The sequence below is a fragment of the Bacillus sp. FSL R9-9410 genome, from assembly GCF_038050385.1.
Taxonomy (GTDB): Bacteria; Bacillota; Bacilli; order Bacillales; family Bacillaceae_G; genus Bacillus_A; species Bacillus_A cereus_U.
Genome location: NZ_JBBOTV010000001.1, coordinates 2,378,035 through 2,394,029, shown reverse-complemented (window position 1 = coordinate 2,394,029; position 15,995 = coordinate 2,378,035). Strand labels below are relative to the sequence as shown.

Sequence of the window (15,995 nt, the reverse complement as noted above, 5' to 3'; positions counted from 1 at the left end):
AGTATGTTTTGGTTTTGAGTATATAGATATTAAAATGTATTTTCAAAGATTGCTAACGAGTTTTGAAATAGGAACAGTATGCATGTTGTAGAAGAGAGAATTCAGTAGAAAAAATTAAGCATCCTTAAAGAGAATCTTTTTAATTAAATTAAGTACGGTTGTTGTGTAACGTGTATGTTATGAAACATTTCTTTTTACAAGGTTCATATAAAGTTTGTTATTTTACTTGTGTCATATTTAAATAGTTATGTTAAATAGTAAATAGGATACTTTTGCATAAAAAATAGCCATCGATATATCGATGGCTATTTTTTAGTATTTAGATGTATTAAGCACTCGGCATCGGTGTTGGAGTAACGTTTATACCTTCTTTTTTATATTGTTTGTCAATGTATTCTCGAATTTCTAAGGTGGATGCTCCATTTTGTTTCATTAAAACAGCTTGGAAAGCGATATCTACACACTCTGCGTGATTCATCGCATGTGAATTCCATGTAACTTGACCGTTTTCTTTAATCTCACGGATAAAACAATCTTTATTGCTTTTATGGTCGGAGTTTTCGTTACATCCACAGTAACAAGGAATCCATTTTAAGAGCTCGATGTCTTTTCCAACCATTCCATAAATTTGCGAGACTTGTCTATTTTTAGCTGATGATAAGAAGGAAGGGAGGGTTTCTACATTAGCTGTTGTTTCTAGCGTATCGTCTTTGAAATGTTCACCCTTATTTTTTGTTTCTTGTACCTGATTTTGTGTAGTGTTGTTCTTAGTTGATGATGAATCATTAACGGAACTACAGCCGATTAATAGGCTTAGTAATAAAACTACAGGTATGGTCTTTGACATCATACTGTCTCCTCTCTGTAGAAATTCCTTTATATGTAATACTTCAATTTACATATTGTTTCTTATTAATTCTTTTTTGATTTCGTTAACACCATAAACAAAGTAATGAAACAAAAGGCAATTAAAGCTAAAAATGGTATTGTAATAAAACCTAGCCAATTAATATAATCAAAATTACAAGGGACACCTTGAACACATGGATTAATCTCTGAAAACCCAGGGATTTTTTGTATTGCATAGTGATAAAGCGAAATACTTCCACCAATAATAGAAATCGGTAATACATATTTTTTTATGTTCTTTTCATTATAGAACGTGGCAATACCTAAAATAATGCAGAGTGGATACATCATAATTCGCTGGAACCAACACAATTCACATGGTATGAATCCAAGAATCTCACTGAAAAATAGACTACCTAGTGTAGCGATCATTGAAACAATCCATGCCATATATAAGGTGTAATTACGCCATTCAAAATTCTTTTTTGTTGTATTCATCATTTCTTTTCCTTCAATGCTTTTTTAATTAAATTTTTGATTTGTTCATAATCATAAGGATCAGATAACATTGTTCCATTTACAACAATGCTTGGTGTTTGTTCTACACCATAATCTTGTGTTAGTTTTTCATCTCTATTTACTTCTTCTTGTTCTGTTTGTTTTTTTAAATCTTCTTCAAGTTGAGCAGCATTAATACTTGGTGTATATGTTTTTGTAATTTCTAATAGTTTTTCAGGAGTAATCCATGGATCATCATGATTTTCTGGCTGTGCGTTAAATAATTCCTTATGGAAGCTCCAATATGCTTGAGGATCTTGTTTATAAACGGATTCAGCAGCTAAAGCAGACAATTTAGATTCATTTCCGTGGAATAAAACATTCACATATGAAAATTTAACTTTCCCTGTATCGATATAGTCTTTCTGGAGCTGAGGGAAGATACGCTCACCCCATGCTTTACATGCCGGACACTTAAAATCGCCAAACTCAATAACAGAGACTGGTGCATCTTCTTTTCCTAAAGTAGGTTGTTTACCGATAGGAGGTAAATCTTTTACCACTTTATTTGTAGCAACTTTTTCTTCTTTATTCATCACGACGAAAGCTGTAATTGCAGCGAAAATGATTAGTGTAGTAACGAACAATAATTTTATGTGAGAGCTTTTCTTTTTTTTCATGTAAACACCTCGGATTTTTAAAGTTTAATAGAAACATAATAAGCGGTTTTTATTTAGCGAATTCTTTTAATATCACGGATCATGTCTTCATACGGTGTGTTTTGAAGGCCTGAATACTTCTTCACAACTTTTCCATCTTTGTCTACAAGATAAAAGCTTGTACCATGTATAACTTGTGTATTATTTTCTGGTTTAGTTACAAGTGTTTGGAAGTTATCTTTTGCAAACTTTTCAATTTCTGGTCGTGTATAACCTGTTAGAAAATGAGTTCGCTTCGCATCCATTTCATATACTTTCATAAACTCTGTTATTTTTTCAGGTGTGTCCACTTCAGGGTCTACACTAAACGATACAAACTCTACATCTTTAATACCTTCTTTTTGCAACATGTTTTGAAGTTTTGCCATATTAGCTGTCATAGGAGGGCAAACAGTTTCACAACTTGTAAAAATAAAATCGGCTACCCAAACTTTATCCTTCAATTCAGATGAACCAAACTTTTTTCCATTTTGATCTGTAAATGTAAACTTTTCTACATCCCAATTGAGTGAATCTCTTAGTTTATTATCACTACAGGCTCCTAAAATCGTAATTAGGGAAATAAGTATAAGTAATCTAATTACACGCATTTTTTTCATATGTATATCCTTTCAAAATATATTTAAGGTACGGAGCTACTAGGTAGCCCCGAATCTTATTATTTGTTTCGTAATAAACGCATACTGTTAAGGATTACAATAAGCGCAGCGCCTGTATCACTTAGGACAGCCATCCAAAGAGTAAGCCACCCTGGGAAGATAAAGGCAAGGGCGATAAATTTAATAATCAATGAGAACCAAATATTTTGTTTTATGATGTGCAATGCTTTCCGACTTAGTTTCATTGTATATGGAAGTTTTTCAAGATTGTCTGCCATTAATACAATATCTGCCGTTTCCATTGCGGTATCAGTTCCTGCACCGCCCATTGCAATCCCTAGGTTTGCAGTAGCGAGGGCAGGGGCATCATTTATGCCGTCCCCAATCATAGCCACTGTTTTCCCTTCAGATTGAAGTTGTTTGACAGAATGAACCTTATCTTCTGGGAGTAGGTTAGCAAAATAGCGATCTACTTTTGCTTTCTGTGCAATGTGTTCAGCTGTTCCTTCATTGTCTCCTGTTAACATAACAGTTTCTCGAATACCTGATTGTTTTAATTCTTGAATTGTTCTATAAGTAGTAGAACGAATGGAATCTGCTACTGAAATCATTCCTAAAATGACTTTGTTCGTTCCAACAAGTATTACGGTTTGACCAATTCTTTGCATCTCCTGAATCGGTTCATTCCACATTTGAAGCGAAACTCCAAAATCTTCATATAATGCTTTATTTCCAGCATAGTATGTTTCGCCATCTATCGTTACTTGCGCACCTTTTCCTACAATGGCGCGAAAGTCCGTTCCACTATGGATAGAAGTATGATGCTCTTTCGCATATGCTGTAATTGCTTTGGCAATGGGGTGATTAGAGTATTCTTCAATTGTTGCTGCGATGGATAATAACGCATCTTCAGTACAATCTAAGCTTCGTACATGCGTTACTTTTGGTTTTCCTTCAGTCAAGGTTCCTGTTTTATCAAACGCAATAGCGTTTAAAGAACCTGCAATTTCTAGAGCTGTACCACCTTTAATGAGTACACCGTTTCTTGCTGCATTTCCAATTGCAGATACAATAGCAACAGGAGTTGAGATAACTAAAGCACAAGGACACGCAACAACAAGAAGTTCTAATCCTTTATAAAACCATTCCATCCATTCGCCCATACCAAGAAGGGGAGGGATAATCATGACACCAATTGCTAATACAAAAACGATAGGTGTATAGATTTTTGCGAAACGATCCACAAATGCTTCTGTCGGTGCTTTCTTTTCCTGTGCTTCCTCCACAAGATGAATAATTCGAGATAACGTAGTATCCTCAACAAGTTTGGTTACTGTAATCTCAAGCGAACCTTCTTCATTGATAGTTCCTGCATATACGGAATCGCCAATTTGTTTATCGATTGGGATAGATTCACCAGTTATCGGGGCTTGGTTTACAGTAGAAGTACCTCCTGTAATTGTTCCGTCTAATGGGATTTTTTCACCTGGCTTCACAATAATCGTTGTATTGACTGCAATATCATCAACAGATTTTTTTGTAAGTTCCGTTCCAACTTTTACCCAAGCTTCTGATGGTGCTAAATCAATTAATCCACGAATAGATTCTCGTGTACGTTCAATTGATTTATTTTGTAGCGTTGCCCCTAGTGCAAATAACCAAACAACCGTTGCGCCTTCTAGCCATTGACCAATTAATGCAGCACCAATAGCGGCCGATATCATGAGAACGTTCATATCGAGTGATTTACTTCTAATTGCATAAAAAGAACTTTTAGCAGGTTTATAACCACTAATACCAATGCTAGCCGCATAGAGAAGTGTAATAAGAAGAGGCGATATGGTTGTAAAACTTCCTCCAAATCCTGAAGTTAAAAATAACCCTGAGAGAATTAAAGTTGTATTTTTTGATTTGGAAACAGGTGTTGATCCTCTACGAGCTCCAGCTAGAGACGCTTCAAATCCAGCGTTAGACACTTCTTTTATAATGTCATCCACATTTCGGTCATGACGAATATGCATTTTTCCAGTAGCGAAGTTTACTCGAACTTCTTCCACGCCAGAAACGTTGTGGAGATGCTTTTCGATTGTTAAAGCACATGCCCCACAATCCATACCTTCTACAAGATAAGTTTGTACGCCATCTCCTGATATTTTCTGAGTATTAAGAATAGGTGACGGGTCTTCGCATGAGCTATCACTACAGCAAGAAGATTTTGATGTCACTGGTTCTTTGGGTAGGTCTAATTCAGATGAACAACAGGTTTCAGTTTTAATAGAATTGTTGTTACTACTACAGCAAGAGATTTTCTTAGTAATAGGGATAATTGGAATCTCTTTTTTTGAAGAACAACACGATGCTGCTTCATCTGTAGTTTCTTCGTTTTCAGTTTTAGTTTCACCATTACAACAAGAAGTGTTTTTAGCAACTGGAACAATAGGAATCTCTTTTTTTGAAGAGCAACAAGATGCAGTTTCCGTTGCTAATTCTTCTTTTGGGGATGCTATGGAAGAATCTTGACAGCAATTCGTTTGTTTTTCGCTCTCCTTTTTATCTGTCATATCAGTTCTCTCCTTTTTGAGATAAACAACCATCGTTTTTATCACATGATGCTACTTCATTTTGTACCTCATGAAAGACAATATCGAACATTGTAAGTAACTGTTCAATTTGTGTACTGCGTAAGGAATAGTAGACATATTTTCCTTCTTGTCTACCTAGGATGATGCCGCATCCCTTTAAACAGTTCAGATGTTGTGAGATATTTGACTGATTTCCTTTAGTGATTTCTACAATTTCGGATACCGTTTTTTCACCATCTAACATACATTGAAGAATCTGAAGTCTAGTTTTATCAGCAAAGCCTCGAATAAATTTGGCTTTAATATCTAAGTCATTTGAGTTGCACAATCGTATTCACTCCAATCGTATTAGTCATTACTAATATGTTTATTCTTCATTCATATTAGCATTGGCTAATATGTGTGTCAAAGTGTTTTCGAAAAGTCTGATAAAAATTACTGCGCTTTATTTTTTACTGTGAGAAGGAATGTAAATAATGAACAAAAAATAATATAGTTAGTGGAAGCGAAGGGTATGTTATAGTGTTTGATGCACGCATTAAGAGATTTTATGTAACAGGAAAGAGAAGATTTTTGTTTAAATTTCAGGGGATACAAAATGTTAACGTTGACTGGGATTTATTTCTCATGCTAACATATAGATAATTTAATCAAGGCGGTGGAAATGTATTGGACTCAGATGTTGACTCGGATAGGTGGCTAAATGACCTCAATTTTCTCAGAGTACCCCTCATCATTTTGAGAATGTAGATTTTATACAATCTCATGTTAATGTGTATGAAGTAGGTCTGGAAAGAGAAAATATATCAGGAGGTGAATCCTTTAGTTTCAAGGAAGCTAAGGGAATTAGTTGGACATATTTAATTTAATCATGGTAGTGGTTTTAATCGCATGTACTGCATTTTTCGTGGCAATTGAGTTTGCTATTGTAAAAGTAAGAGGATCAAAGATTGATCAATTTGTATTAGAAGGAAAGAAGGGTGCGCTGGCAGCTAAGAAAGTGACATCAAACTTGGATGAGTATTTGTCAGCTTGTCAATTAGGGATTACAGTTACAGCAATGGGACTCGGGGCACTAGGTGAACCAACGATTGAGAGACTTTTACATCCTTTATTTGATAAGTGGAACATCAATCCTTCCATTGCAGGTGTATTATCTTTAGGAATTGCTTTTACTATAATGACGTACTTACATGTTGTAGTTGGTGAATTAGCACCAAAAACATTGGCGATTCAAAAAGCTGAGAAGGTTACTTTATTACTTTCGGCTCCGCTTATCTGGTTCTACAAAATCATGTATCCGTTTATTCGCTTGTTAAATGGCTCTGCAAGGATGATAACAGGAATGTTCGGCTTAAAACCTGCATCAGAGCATGATGTAGCACATACAGAAGAAGAATTACGATTGATTCTTTCTGAAAGTTATGAACGTGGAGAAATTAATCAAGCTGAATACAAATATGTAAATAATATTTTTGAATTTGATAATCGTATTGCGAAAGAAATCATGGTCCCTCGTACAGAAATTATAGGGCTACATGTAGATAATTCTTTAGCAGACCATATGAAAATAATCCGTGATGAAAAGTACACACGTTACCCAGTATTTGGGGAAGATAAAGATGAAATCATTGGTATGGTGAATGTGAAAGATTTCTTTATCCGTTATATGAATAAGGAAACAAAAGAATTCAGTTCTATTCAATCGTATACGCGTCCAGTAATTGAAGTAATTGAGACCATACCAATACATAATCTTTTACTACAAATGCAAAAAAAACGTATTCCGTTGGCTGTGTTATATGATGAATACGGCGGTACGGCTGGTATTGTAACCATTGAGGATATTCTGGAAGAGATTGTAGGAGAGATCCGTGATGAATACGATGAAGATGAGCGTCCGCCCATCCAGCAAATGAATGAAGGTCATGTTGTCGTAGAAGGTAAAGTATTAATTAGCGAACTAAATGATTTACTAGGATTACATATGAATGATAGTGATGTTGACACGATTGGTGGTTGGATTCTGATGCAGAATTATGATATCCAAGAAGGACAAACAGTGAATAGCGAAGGGTATGCGTTTAAAATTCTTTCTAAAGACCCTCACCAAATCAAACGTGTTGAAATACAAAAAGAAATGTTGGAAGCAGCAACTGTATAGTTGCTGCTTTTATTCAGCTGATAACATGGTAGCCTTCCTCATTAAATTCATTGATTAATCAACTCTTTATCTGTTAACACATTACCGAAATAGGGAATGATTGTTTCCTTTGTATTCAAGGTTCAACACCTCTTGGATATTGTAAAATGTATCTCATTTATACAGATTGTAATATAATTTAAATGTAAATTTGTAGAGTAAAATAGATTAAAAGTAACAAATGTTGAGAAAGGATGCCTTTGTAAAAATTAGTATTTGTATTTCACTAGATAATAAAAAATGTAGAATGATTTCATTTCTGACATTGTTATTTACTAGTAATCAAAATAAAGAATAAAGAAATTTCTCGGATGGGAATTTTTACACAGTCATAAAATGGAGGCAATAGTTATGCAGCAAATTAAAAAAATAGGAAACGCATTTTGGTATATGACACCTGTTTCTGAGACAGATAGACCTATCTTAGGAATGGTAGTTGGAAAAGAAAAGACTTTGATGATAGATGCAGGTAATTCAGAAGCACATGCACAATTGTTTTTAGAAATGCTAAAAGAGCAAAATATCTCAAATCCTGATTTTGTAGCATTGACGCATTGGCACTGGGATCATATTTTTGGATTGCCTGTACTACAAAATGCATTGTCTATCGCACATTCTGAAACAAAAAAAGAGATGAACGCACTTGTTTCTTATGAGTGGTCAGATGAGGCATTGGACGCACGAGTGAAAGAAGGTACAGAAATTGAATTTTGTGCGGATTGTATAAAAAAAGAGTTCAGTGAACAAACAAGAAATATTCAAATTATTCCGCCGTCCTTAACCTTTCAGAAACAACTTGAATTAGACCTTGGTGATGTGACATGTGTGTTAGAGCATGTGGGCGGAGACCATTCACATGATTCTGTTGTTATTTATATTAAAGAAGAAAAGATTTTGTTTTTAGGAGACTGTATATATGCAGATATCTTTTCTGCAAAGCGGAACTATACAACGAAACGAACGTTTAAACTGATACAAGAATTAGAGAAATTTGATGCTGAGACATATATTCTTTCCCATGGGACAGCTATAAATCGGGATGAGTTTTCACAAGAAATTCATTTGCTAAAAACAGTAGGAACTTATACGGAAACACATAAAGGCGATGAAGAGAAGATAAAAGCAGCATATAAACAAGAACTAGATAGAGAATTAAATGAAGATGAGCTAGAAACAATAGAGTATTTTGTAAATGGTTATGAAATGGTTAATCTGTAAAATCTAACTCTAATTAAATTGATGCTTATTCTGACCAAATGCAATGTAACTGTACAAAAAGAGTATTGAAAATTAATTCAATACTCTTTTTAATAATTAAATATTTAGTCCCAACCAATTTCTAAATCTTTTTGCTGGCCCATCATCTGGGTTTACACCACTTTCAGGACTGGTTGTGATTAGCAGCTTTTTTAGCTAATTCAGTAATATATTCAAAGAATGCATCACGTTTTACATCATAAACGACATTTACTGGTCTTCCGTTAGCAGTTTCCACTGTACGTCCTTGGCTGGGTCCGTATGTATGAATGATACTAGTAATCGTCTTTGTTTTTACGAGATCAGTGTTTCCAACAAATGCAGTAGTTAATACATCCCACAAATAGTAGGTAGAGTTAGTTGAAAAGTGAACGAGAGGAGGGACCATTGCATAACATTGACCAAGGAAGTCAACACCAATATACTTTCTCTCTTTTGCCCAACGTTCACGTACGTCTAAAGTTAGTGGAACCTGATTAGTACTTTCTAGAGTTACTAAATCAATTACTATATTAGCATCCCAAACACGAGCTACTGCTTCGGGATCCCAAAATGAATTCCATTCGGCTGTTCCATCATGTTCTGGCTCATGTACATTTCCCGCAGTACGAAATGTACCGCCCATCCAAACGAGACGTTCAATTTTATCTTCGATTATTGGAGATTCATATAATGCACGAGCAAGGTCAGTCAGGGGCCCTGTAAATAATACAGTTGTTTTTCCATCAGTTTGTAGGAGAGTCTCTATTAAATGATGATGTGCAGGTTTTTTTGATGCAGGTGTAACAACTTTCCCAAACTCATTTAAAATTGGTAAAGCATCTACATAAAATGCATGCATCCGCCAGTCTTTTGGAAATGGGTTTTTCCCACGAGAGTTGGACGCTGCTACCTCAATACTACTTTTACCAAAACGATCGATAATTTTACGACTTGCATACATTGCTGGTTCTAAATAGCAATCTGCAGGGATAACCGAAACACCTGTAAGTTTGACGTTGTCCATCTGAAGTAATAAAAATAATGAAATTAAATCATCTACACCACCATCATGATTGAAGTACACTTTTTTCATCATTTTAATCTCCATCCTATATTAATTAAATATGAATCGACGAAAAATCATCAATAATTTCCACTACTTCAATTCTCCCATTAATCAGTAGCTCAGGAAGTTCATTTCTAACGTTTCCTTTCCAATACTCTCTAGCCTGTTCAATTTTTTGAGCGAAAGGAATACCATCTTCTTTCGGTAAAAAATTTCCGTCACCTTCAAAAGAACTACCGATCACTCGTAGTTTAACAATCTGCAAAACTTCTCGATTGTAAGAATCAAATAGCGCTTTCCATTTCAAAGCATCTTCATAGCTTTGGGAAGCATATAAGCAAGACAACCTTGACGGGTATTCAGGAAATTCTTGCAGCCTAACCATTTCCACAATCGTTTCTCTAACCGCTCTAATTGTTTGATCCACATAATTCATAACTACTTTAGCATTTTCATTATTTATATGTAATTCCTCATTGATATAATGCCCTTTTAAAATTTGAATGGAGTCTTCATCATTAGAATTTAATTGTTCTCTTTCAAAAAAGAAGTGATAGAGGGTATTAGTTTGATTTTTATCAAAGTGAATGATTTGTCCGATATGCATTGTTTTCCTTGTAACGATGTGATATACGTAAAACCCTTGTTCATTCATGGTTATCCTCCTAGTAGTAATTATCATATAATTCAATGTTAAATTTAATAATTCAATATTAATATATATAAAACATTTATAAGTGAAAAGTTATAAAGTGGGAGGATTGGAGTGAAGAGTGGAAGAAATGCACGTAAACGCTTTAAAAATGTTCACAAAATGTTCACTTACGAAGGAGTTTCCAATATCGATATAATGACAAAGACTCAAAGAGAAGGGATGATGAAAATTGCCAACAACAAGAAAGGAAAACCTCCAATTTGGTATGATGATGTGCCTTGGGATGGTTATAGTCATGACGTTTTACAATTTATTAATGAATGGAGCAGGAGGGCCAATTCATATTAAGGAGATCGCATTAGAACTAATAATTGGATTTATTATTGCGCTATTAATTGAAATATGTATCGTTGGACCGTGTGCGAAAAAGATTGTATTTGCATTACCATTTGATAAATCAAAAAAAGTAAACATGATTATTGCGATGGCAACAACAATGGTAATCGGAATGGTATTCTTTATGTCATTTTACGGAATGGCTATGATGTATTTACATAATGGGGTACATGGTGACTCATTCGTTTCAATTTATTTTTCGGTCTTTATTAAAAATTTTATTATGGCGTACCCACTTCAATTAATAATAATGGGACCTCTTGTACGTTTCGTATTTGGAAAGTTTATTTTGAAGAATAAAGGTGTTAATATAGCGTAGTTAAAAATTATTTATTTGATTATATAAATTAATCAATAATACGAATTCAATGTATCGAAAGAATTTGAAATGCATGTTAACAAATGAATTATTGAAGTCATGTGAAAGTGATTTAGTTAGGATAATAAACCTCTTAGTGTATGTTGTTAAAAAGCTGTACCTTTTTTGTATAAGGGTACAGCTTTCGTTGTACTATTTGTTTGGACTTTATATGGAAAAATGTAGCGTTTATTCGCCCGTTGAAAAATTAATATCAATTTAAAGGGGAGAGCTAAGTATGTAAAGAAAAAATATAAGTGAATGGGATCTCGATTTGTGGTGGGATAAAATTCATTTTGGAGTAGGACTTAGTCGGAAGGAAAACTTATACATTTAGTAGTTAGTTAAAAATAAAAGTCTAATAGTAAGGGTATTATACATAAGGGAGAGACGCACAGTGATTCATTATATGTTAAAAGATGGTGAACTTTATTTAGATGTATCCGGTATTAAGCATTGGTGTAAAGTTGCAGGGGCAGCTCATAATACAGTTCCTCTCATTATTGTACATGGAGGTCTAGGTGGTAATCATTATGTATTTGAGAGAACTCTGGGAATGAAATTAGAAGAATATTTAACTGTAGTTTATTATGAACAAAGAGGTTGTGGGCGTAGCGAGGCACCTCAAGATGACAATGCCTATTCTATAAATACGTTAGCAGAAGATTTAGAGGAATTAAGAAAGCGATTAAATATAAACAAGGTAAATTTGTTAGGATATTCTTTTGGTGGACAACTTTGTTTAGAGTATGCTTTAACATATCCAGAAGCAGTTGAGAAAATGGTATTACAGGCACCATTATTAGACGATTATGATGAAGTGTATAAGGTGCAGATAGAAGGGTTCCTAAAAGTAACGGAAGGGAACATGAAAGAACAAATATCTATAATTAGTAAGTCGGAAATCTCCTTGAAAGAAAAAAACAATCAAGTTTGGAACATTGTTGATACTGAAGTTGTTGATCGGCTATTGTTTAAAAATCAAGAATTTGCAAAGTTAAATCGTAGTCTTTGGGAAGAAAGTCATTTAAATAATACAGGGAAGATGAGTAAAGTTATTTTTGAAACGAAATCAATTGTACCGCTGATTGAGCGCATTAATGATTTGGAACAAGATACATGTGTCATTGTTGGAGTGTATGACTATAATACTGGTGTGGAAATGAGTAAAAGGATAACGAGTCATATGAAAAATAGTAAACTTGTTATATTTGAAAATAGTGCACATTTTCCAGATATCGAAGAAACAGATAATGTATGTGAAACGATTATAGAGTTTTTAGAAATATAGTATAAAAACACGGATAGGATTAATTGTTTGAATATTGAATTATATAAGTTGTGAATTGTTTATTTATAATTGGGGAGGATGCAATATGATTGAATACAGAAAAGCAAGAGTAGAAGATATACAAGGGATTATTAAAGTGTGTTCAGACGGTTATAGAAATACATACCCAGGTTTGTTGCCTCAGCAATACATAGAAAGTACGATTAAGGAATTTTACAATGATGACAGGGTGAGAAATGAAATATTAAATATTAGCCAAGAGTGGAATGTGGAATGGCTGGTTTGTTGCAAGTGATAATGGAGAAATACTCGGTGCTGGTGGAGGTGGTTTCACTGGTAAAGAGACAGCAGAGTTATTTGTAATATATTTAAATCCAAATAGAAAAAGAGAAGGCATTGGTACAGAATTACTGTCTATAATTACAAATGATCAAATTGAACGTGGTGCAAAAGAACAATGGGTTTCAGTTGCAAAAGATAATGATATGGGAATTCCATTTTATGAAGCAGTTGGATTTAAATACCAAGATGAAAGACCAGCTTATGGGCTACCTGTAAGCGAAGGTTTCACATCTATTCGATACAAACGTGAGTTAGCAATTAGCTTAGTTGAAAGATAAATAAAGAAGACCTCGCCCGAATTATATTTAGGTTATAGTTGTTGAAGTCAATAAAAGTAAAGGAAAGGAAAGGACCTATTTGATATGTACAATATGTTTTTGCCTTTATATTATAGTTAGTTTTGAAAAAAGTTTGACAAAAAGGTCTATTTGGTAGGGTAAGTACTTATGCATAAAATAACACTAATTTTTTGTACACTGTGCTATAAACTCTCGCGAGAGTTGGAAAATAGATTCGCGAATCTATTTTCCAACCTGATGTGGTGATGAGATGCGAAGCTATTATGAGTGCAGTGATATAACTAGGAGGTTTCCACTATGACAGCTTTATTTAAAGCTATGGAGTTCCAGCTAAAAACTGAACGACTTGATCTGAGTATGTGGGAGGAATCCGATTCAGCCTGGATGAGAGAGTTAATTGGCGAACGTGGTGTGGATATGCCAACCCTTGACGCCGTTCGTAGCCAGCTTATCGAGATGCGCAAGAGAGCAGTCGAAAATGGCATTTCCCTTCTCACTATTCGCAGACGAGACGAAGGTGATTTCATCGGATACTGTGGCTTGATTATCGGTCGTTCCACACTGGAAGAGCCGGAAATCGCATACGAGTTGTTCCGCAGTGCTCATCGTAAAGGCTATGCGACTGAGGCAGCATCCGCTGTGCTGGACGCTGCGATTGCTACCGGGCGCCACAGACTTTGGTCGACTGTAGGCGCTTGGAATGTTGCGTCCTTCAGGGTGTTAGAAAAGATAGGATTTGAGAGGCATCACAGTACGTGGGACGAGCGCGGTGAGATTGTTTGGAACGTACGCAATCTTTAGAGAGCCCGACCTAACTCGAAACTATTGAAAAGGAGAAAAGCGCATTAGTTTGGGGGAGAATCCAGATAAAGATAAAATGACTGATTTATAACCCAAATAGTGACAAACTATAACTGAAGCATGTACTCCTTCCACATTCGGTAAAAGGTAAGCCTTTTTATTAACAATGGGTATTTCGTGAACTCTCATTAAAACACTCTCCCGTCCTTTGTTTATCTTTAAGGCTGCCTCTAATCAAATTAGGATTGTTTATTTAATGTCCTCGAAAGCGGAGTGCTGCCTTCGCACCGAGGCTTTGTCTCCCTCCAAAAACCAATCGAACGTTTCAAGTTTTATATCTTTATTATACTGATTAAACTAAATATTTATTGTTTACTTACTTATTTCATTCATTATGTAAATAAAAAAGGATAATTAGCCCTCATAATGGACTAACTATCCTATTATTATATGAATTTAATAAAATCGAGGTCTTTTTTTGTATATGATTAATATATAAGCTATAGATTTATCATTTTTTAAACCGTATATGAACGAACTTCAACATCTTTATTAGATTTACAATCCGCATCATAATTCGTGTACTTCCATCCCAATCTTTATTTGTAGGTATATGTTTAAAGAAAGGGGAGCAGCTTAATATTTTTATGTTAGAAGACCACTTTTCTATTGTCTTTGGATTATTTACGTAAAAATACATCATAGCGCCGTTATTACCAGATTTTTTTACAGTAGCATTCGAAAGTGTCAGTGCGAACTTGGATTCAGCATCAAAATATAACTCTCCTCCAGGAAAACGTTTTGCCATAGCGACAATTATCTCCTTCAGTTCCTCTTCTTTAAAGTAATAAAACACACCTGCTGATATAAAAAGAATACCGTCTTTTGGATCATATTTTATATCGTTGAACCAAGAAGTGTCAAAGAATGATTTGGCAATGCTTATATTTCGTGGTGTATCTTCAATTAATGTTTTGCGGAAAGCGATCGCATCAGGCAAATCAAGGTTATACCACTGTATAGTACCGTTATCAATTCTTGAAAAAGTAGTGTCTAGTCCAGAACCGATATTTACTATAGTAGCATTCGGATGTTTTCTAATAAATTGTTTAATAGTATCGTCTATTTTTCTTGCACGGGTAATGTAAGTGATACATCCATATTCGCCAAATGTATCTGCTATTTTAGAGAAATCAAAGTCGCATTCTTTAATAATCCGAATAGCTTCCGTATCATCTAAAATATCCTTATTTTTCTCACTACCATATGCTCGTCCCCATAGTGGAATAAGCATGGTACCTTGAACTGATTGTAAATCTATTTCTTTAACCATGAAACGTCCTCCGTTTAATAATAAAAAATATTTTATATATATGATTAGTCGTTATTTAGCATTTTTGATAACATTTTATTTGTTTTATACAGTCCGTAAGTTAAATCACGTTGATCTTCTTCATTGAGTTTTTCAAGATTATTAGTGAAATTATTATAAATTTGTTTCCATCTTTCATAATGTACTTTTTCAGCTTTATCTGTTAAGGAAATTAAAACAGCTCGTTTATCTACTGAATCTTGTTTTTTTATAATGTATCCGTTTTTCTCTAAATTACGAACGGTTACACTTAATTGTTGTTTAGGTATGTTTAAATAACTAGCAATCATTTTTAAATTTACAGCGACTTTTTGCTGGGCAATATACTCAACTATGTGTTGCTCTAAATGTGTAAATTCAGTGGATTTCTCTGATAATAATTTGAAAGTATCTGACATATTTAATAATAAATTCATGTATTCGTTTATTAATTCTTTATTAGTCATTATTATTCGTGTCCTTTATCAATTTAGTAATCATTTTATTACTATTTTCACTTAAAATCAAATGATTACATTAATATTAGTAATTATTTATTTACTAATATGATGTTATTTAAATCGTGAGAGATACAGTAGAGGAAAAGTTAAAGTTTTTTTATGAGAGGAGAATAGAAATATTATAAAATATTACTTTATATATAAAAAACTAATGAAGCTAATGTCTTTTTCAGATATTATGCTGTAAATAATTTTATGGTAAAATCTTTTACATAATGAAATAAAG

Annotated in this window: 16 protein-coding genes and 1 pseudogene; 7 read left to right on the top strand and 10 right to left on the bottom strand. The window is 34.0% G+C overall.

The features are described 5' to 3' along the window. Positions 1-328 precede the first annotated feature (328 nt). From MKX77_RS12485 to MKX77_RS12460, 6 genes are all read right to left on the bottom strand, one after another. The gene (locus tag MKX77_RS12485; RefSeq protein ID WP_341306810.1) at positions 329-847 is read right to left on the bottom strand and encodes a PCYCGC motif-containing (lipo)protein; all 519 of its coding nucleotides are present in this window, start codon (positions 845-847) and stop codon (positions 329-331) included. Positions 848-912: 65 nt separating this feature from the next. Next, positions 913-1,350, bottom strand: a complete 438-nt coding sequence (locus tag MKX77_RS12480; protein WP_341306809.1) for a disulfide oxidoreductase — start codon at positions 1,348-1,350, stop codon at positions 913-915. After that, positions 1,347-2,027 (bottom strand): DsbA family protein, encoded by a 681-nt coding sequence (locus MKX77_RS12475; RefSeq protein WP_341306808.1) that lies wholly within the window; start codon positions 2,025-2,027, stop codon positions 1,347-1,349. Before MKX77_RS12475 ends, MKX77_RS12480 begins: the two co-directional genes overlap by 4 nt. Before the next feature lie 53 nt (positions 2,028-2,080). Continuing rightward, complete coding sequence (locus MKX77_RS12470; RefSeq protein WP_341306807.1) at positions 2,081-2,665, bottom strand: SCO family protein; 585 nt, start codon at positions 2,663-2,665, stop codon at positions 2,081-2,083. Between the two features lie 59 nt (positions 2,666-2,724). Further along, complete coding sequence (locus tag MKX77_RS12465) at positions 2,725-5,226, bottom strand: heavy metal translocating P-type ATPase (protein ID WP_341306806.1); 2,502 nt, start codon at positions 5,224-5,226, stop codon at positions 2,725-2,727. A 1-nt stretch (position 5,227) separates the two neighbouring features. Then, positions 5,228-5,575: an ArsR/SmtB family transcription factor gene (locus MKX77_RS12460; RefSeq protein ID WP_341306805.1), complete on the bottom strand. Its 348-nt coding sequence runs from the start codon at positions 5,573-5,575 to the stop codon at positions 5,228-5,230. Positions 5,576-6,097: 522 nt separating this feature from the next. Here MKX77_RS12460 and MKX77_RS12455 point away from each other — a divergent pair. Together MKX77_RS12455 and MKX77_RS12450 are read left to right on the top strand one after the other, a co-directional pair. Further along, entirely contained in the window at positions 6,098-7,411 is a 1,314-nt protein-coding gene (locus MKX77_RS12455) for a hemolysin family protein (RefSeq protein WP_341306804.1), read from the top strand. Positions 7,412-7,801: 390 nt separating this feature from the next. Beyond that, the gene (locus MKX77_RS12450) at positions 7,802-8,668 is read left to right on the top strand and encodes an MBL fold metallo-hydrolase (RefSeq protein ID WP_341306803.1); all 867 of its coding nucleotides are present in this window, start codon (positions 7,802-7,804) and stop codon (positions 8,666-8,668) included. 163 nt (positions 8,669-8,831) lie between these two features. Here MKX77_RS12450 and MKX77_RS12440 read toward each other — a convergent pair whose 3' ends face one another. Both MKX77_RS12440 and MKX77_RS12435 read right to left on the bottom strand, forming a co-directional pair. Further along, positions 8,832-9,785: a nucleoside hydrolase gene (locus MKX77_RS12440; RefSeq protein WP_341306802.1), complete on the bottom strand. Its 954-nt coding sequence runs from the start codon at positions 9,783-9,785 to the stop codon at positions 8,832-8,834. A 22-nt stretch (positions 9,786-9,807) separates the two neighbouring features. Next, on the bottom strand, positions 9,808-10,410 hold the full coding sequence (locus MKX77_RS12435; protein ID WP_341306801.1) for a DUF2441 domain-containing protein: 603 nt from the start codon (positions 10,408-10,410) through the stop codon (positions 9,808-9,810). 111 nt (positions 10,411-10,521) lie between these two features. On the opposite strand from MKX77_RS12435, the gene MKX77_RS12430 reads away from it, so the two are divergent. The 5 genes and pseudogenes from MKX77_RS12430 to MKX77_RS12410 all read left to right on the top strand — a co-directional run bounded on the left by MKX77_RS12430 (position 10,522) and on the right by MKX77_RS12410 (position 13,897). Then, the gene (locus MKX77_RS12430) at positions 10,522-10,758 is read left to right on the top strand and encodes a hypothetical protein (RefSeq protein ID WP_341307994.1); all 237 of its coding nucleotides are present in this window, start codon (positions 10,522-10,524) and stop codon (positions 10,756-10,758) included. Next, positions 10,676-11,125 carry a DUF2798 domain-containing protein gene (locus tag MKX77_RS12425; RefSeq protein ID WP_341307961.1) on the top strand — a complete coding sequence of 150 codons (450 nt, stop codon included), beginning with the start codon at positions 10,676-10,678 and terminating at the stop codon, positions 11,123-11,125. The genes MKX77_RS12430 and MKX77_RS12425 overlap by 83 nt, the downstream gene beginning before the upstream one ends. Before the next feature lie 448 nt (positions 11,126-11,573). Beyond that, complete coding sequence (locus MKX77_RS12420) at positions 11,574-12,455, top strand: alpha/beta fold hydrolase (RefSeq protein WP_445819114.1); 882 nt, start codon at positions 11,574-11,576, stop codon at positions 12,453-12,455. An 85-nt stretch (positions 12,456-12,540) separates the two neighbouring features. Beyond that, positions 12,541-13,075, top strand: a pseudogene (locus tag MKX77_RS12415) (GNAT family N-acetyltransferase). A gap of 318 nt (positions 13,076-13,393) precedes the next feature. Then, entirely contained in the window at positions 13,394-13,897 is a 504-nt protein-coding gene (locus MKX77_RS12410; protein ID WP_341306799.1) for a GNAT family N-acetyltransferase, read from the top strand. A 511-nt stretch (positions 13,898-14,408) separates the two neighbouring features. Here MKX77_RS12410 and MKX77_RS12405 read toward each other — a convergent pair. Both MKX77_RS12405 and MKX77_RS12400 read right to left on the bottom strand, forming a co-directional pair. Next, entirely contained in the window at positions 14,409-15,230 is an 822-nt protein-coding gene (locus MKX77_RS12405) for a class I SAM-dependent methyltransferase (RefSeq protein ID WP_341306798.1), read from the bottom strand. A 44-nt stretch (positions 15,231-15,274) separates the two neighbouring features. Continuing rightward, positions 15,275-15,715 carry a MarR family winged helix-turn-helix transcriptional regulator gene (locus MKX77_RS12400; RefSeq protein ID WP_341306797.1) on the bottom strand — a complete coding sequence of 147 codons (441 nt, stop codon included), beginning with the start codon at positions 15,713-15,715 and terminating at the stop codon, positions 15,275-15,277. Positions 15,716-15,995 lie beyond the last annotated feature (280 nt).

Bases quoted from the DNA above. Each gene is read 5' to 3' on its own strand.
- MKX77_RS12465 (WP_341306806.1), bottom strand. From the start codon at position 5,226: ATGACAGATAAAAAGGAGAGCGAAAAACAAACGAATTGCTGTCAAGAT.
- MKX77_RS12475 (WP_341306808.1), bottom strand. From the start codon at position 2,027: ATGAAAAAAAAGAAAAGCTCTCACATAAAATTATTGTTCGTTACTACA.
- MKX77_RS12410 (WP_341306799.1), top strand. From the start codon at position 13,394: ATGACAGCTTTATTTAAAGCTATGGAGTTCCAGCTAAAAACTGAACGA.
- MKX77_RS12425 (WP_341307961.1), top strand. From the start codon at position 10,676: ATGATGATGTGCCTTGGGATGGTTATAGTCATGACGTTTTACAATTTA.
- MKX77_RS12440 (WP_341306802.1), bottom strand. From the start codon at position 9,785: ATGATGAAAAAAGTGTACTTCAATCATGATGGTGGTGTAGATGATTTA.
- MKX77_RS12435 (WP_341306801.1), bottom strand. From the start codon at position 10,410: ATGAATGAACAAGGGTTTTACGTATATCACATCGTTACAAGGAAAACA.
- MKX77_RS12420 (WP_445819114.1), top strand. From the start codon at position 11,574: ATGTTAAAAGATGGTGAACTTTATTTAGATGTATCCGGTATTAAGCAT.
- MKX77_RS12480 (WP_341306809.1), bottom strand. From the start codon at position 1,350: ATGATGAATACAACAAAAAAGAATTTTGAATGGCGTAATTACACCTTA.
- MKX77_RS12405 (WP_341306798.1), bottom strand. From the start codon at position 15,230: ATGGTTAAAGAAATAGATTTACAATCAGTTCAAGGTACCATGCTTATT.
- MKX77_RS12400 (WP_341306797.1), bottom strand. From the start codon at position 15,715: ATGACTAATAAAGAATTAATAAACGAATACATGAATTTATTATTAAAT.
- MKX77_RS12485 (WP_341306810.1), bottom strand. From the start codon at position 847: ATGTCAAAGACCATACCTGTAGTTTTATTACTAAGCCTATTAATCGGC.
- MKX77_RS12450 (WP_341306803.1), top strand. From the start codon at position 7,802: ATGCAGCAAATTAAAAAAATAGGAAACGCATTTTGGTATATGACACCT.
- MKX77_RS12470 (WP_341306807.1), bottom strand. From the start codon at position 2,665: ATGAAAAAAATGCGTGTAATTAGATTACTTATACTTATTTCCCTAATT.